This window comes from Aquabacterium sp. A7-Y (genome assembly GCF_026153205.1).
Taxonomy (GTDB): domain Bacteria; phylum Pseudomonadota; class Gammaproteobacteria; order Burkholderiales; family Burkholderiaceae_C; genus Caldimonas.
In genome coordinates this window covers 1-2,579 of the sequence record NZ_JAPFBW010000077.1, presented here as the reverse complement: position 1 = coordinate 2,579, position 2,579 = coordinate 1, and the positions used below count along the sequence as shown (strand labels likewise).

Sequence of the window (2,579 nt, the reverse complement as noted above, 5' to 3'; positions counted from 1 at the left end):
CCCCGCCAATCCCAAAGATCGGGCAGGCCGCGGCCTGCCCCTGCCTGCAAGGTTCCCCATGCTTCGTCGCCTGTCCATCAAAACTCGGCTGACCCTCGCGTTCGCGCTGATCTCGCTGCTGGTGGTCGCCCTCGGTGCCGCCGCCTGGTACACCTCCCAGCAGCAGAACGCTTCGATCAACCGCTTCAACGCCCACCTCGTCCTGGCCATGCAGGACGGCAACCAGGCCCGCCAGGCGATGCTGCAGAGCCGCCGCTACGAGAAGGATGTCCTGATCTCGATGGGCGATGCCCAGACCGGCGGCGAGTACCTCAAGAAGTGGGATGCCGAGCAGGAACAAGCCGCCAAGGCACTCGACTTGCTGGCCGGCCGTGTCACGACGCCGGAGAGCAAGGCCCGCACCGCGATCATGCAGGAGACCTTCGCGTCCTACCGGCAACAGGCCCGCCCTGTGCTCGAGAAAGTCATCGCCGGTCAGCTGACCAGCGTCGCCGAGGCCAACCAGGCCCTCAAGCCCGCGCAAGAGCAGGTGCACAAGGGTGATCAGGCCCTGCAGGAAACCCTGAGCGGAGTGGACCGCTATGTGGCTGTGGTGGCCGAGAAGTTCAACGCCTTGCATCGGCTCATCACCGGCGCGGTCTTCGCCTTCGTCGCCGTCGCGGTGGGCTTGGTGGCGCTGCTGGGCTGGCGTGTCAGCCGCTCCATCGTGCTGCCGCTGCAGGACGCCACCCGCTTTGCCGAGCAGGTCGGCGCCGGCGACCTGACCGCCACCATCGAGGTGCAGGGCCAGGACGAGGCGACCCGCCTGCAGCAGGGCCTCAACGGCATGCGCGACGCGCTGCAGAGCATGGTCTCCCGCGTGCGCCAGGCCACCGACGGCATCGCCACCGCCTCCACCGAGATCGCCAGCGGCAACCAGGACCTGAGCGTGCGCACCGAGCAGACCGCCAGCAACCTGCAGCAGACCACTTCCTCCATGGAGCAGCTCACCGGCACCGTCAAGCAGTCCGCCGACGCCGCCCGCCAGGCCAACCAGCTGGCCTCCTCGGCCTCCAGCGTCGCTGCCCGTGGCGGCGACGTGGTCTCCCAGGTCGTCTCGACCATGGACGAGATCAACAGCTCCTCCAAGAAGATCGCCGACATCATCGGCGTGATCGACGGCATCGCCTTCCAGACCAACATCCTGGCGCTCAACGCCGCGGTCGAAGCTGCCCGCGCCGGCGAGCAGGGCCGCGGCTTCGCGGTGGTCGCCGGCGAGGTGCGCAACCTCGCCCAGCGTTCGGCCCAGGCCGCCAAGGAGATCAAGAGCCTGATCGGCGCCAGCGTCGAGAAGGTCGAGTCCGGCTCCAAGCTGGTGCAGGACGCGGGCTCCACGATGACCGAGATCGTCGCCTCGGTGCAGCGCGTGAGCGACATCATCGGCGAGATCACCGCGGCCACCTCCGAGCAGAGCAGCGGCATCGGCCAGATCAACACCGCCGTCAACCAGCTGGATCACATGACGCAGCAGAACGCCGCGCTGGTGGAAGAGTCCGCCGCGGCCGCCGCGTCGCTGAAGGACCAGGCTCGCCAGCTGGCCGAGGTGATCGCCACCTTCAAGCTCGACGGCGCCAGCCGCATCACAGGCGCCGCCGTGGAGAAGGCCCGCCTGACGGCTGCCGCGCCGGCACGTGCCGCCGAGCCAACCCTCAGCGCCCAGCCGGTCAAGGCCGCCCCTGCCGCTGCGGCTCCCGCCGCGCCGAGCAAGTCTCAGGCAGCGCCCGCCCCGGCCGCGCCGAGCAAGCCGCAGGCGGCACCCGCCCCGACCGCCTCGCGTGCGCCCGCCAAGGCAGCCACGCCGGCCCCCGTCCCGGCGCCCGCCCCTGCCGCATCCGCCGCGCCCGCCGGCGACGACGACTGGACCACCTTCTGAGACCTCGCCCTCACTCGAACCCCGGCGCCCGCCTGATGCGGGCGTTTTTCTTGGTTTTTTCATCCCTGACCTCAAGCAGGCCGTGCGCGAGCCGATACCAGGGGGAACACATACGCAGGAGACCCGCATGGGCCTGATGGAACCGATTCAGAAGCTGATGCCCGGCAAGACCGGCAGCCGCGGCGCGCAGGCGCAGGCGGCGACGGGCATGACACGCGAATACCTCACCTTCCGCCTCGGCAACGAGGAATACGGCATCGACATCCTCAAGGTGCAGGAGATCCGCGGCTACGAGGAGCCCACCCACATCGCCAACTCGCCCGCCTTCATCAAGGGGGTGGTGAACCTGCGCGGCGTGATCGTGCCCATCGTCGACCTGCGCATGCGTTTCGGCTGCGAGAAGGTCGAGTACAACGACTTCACCGTCACCATCATCCTCAATGTCAAGAACCGCGTGGTCGGCGCCGTCGTCGATGCGGTCAGCGATGTGATGGAGATCAACAGCGAGGCCATCAAGCCGGCGCCCGAGATGAGCTCGGTGGTCGATGCGAGGTTCATCACCGGCCTGGGTCAGGTGGGCGAGCGCATGCTCATCCTGCTCGACATCGAGAGCCTGATCCTGTCGCCCAGCCTGGGGCTGGCCAGCGCCGACCTCGGCGCCTGAGCT

2 protein-coding genes are annotated in these 2,579 nt (G+C 68.8%); both read left to right on the top strand.

The genetic code is table 11. The features are described from left to right. The first annotated feature begins 58 nt into the window (after positions 1–58). Positions 59–1,912: a methyl-accepting chemotaxis protein gene (locus OOT46_RS30580; RefSeq protein WP_322114314.1), complete on the top strand. Its 1,854-nt coding sequence runs from the start codon at positions 59–61 to the stop codon at positions 1,910–1,912. A 157-nt stretch (positions 1,913–2,069) separates the two neighbouring features. Next, positions 2,070–2,576, top strand: a complete 507-nt coding sequence (locus tag OOT46_RS30575) for a chemotaxis protein CheW (protein ID WP_265407398.1) — start codon at positions 2,070–2,072, stop codon at positions 2,574–2,576. The last annotated feature ends 3 nt before the right edge of the window (positions 2,577–2,579 follow it).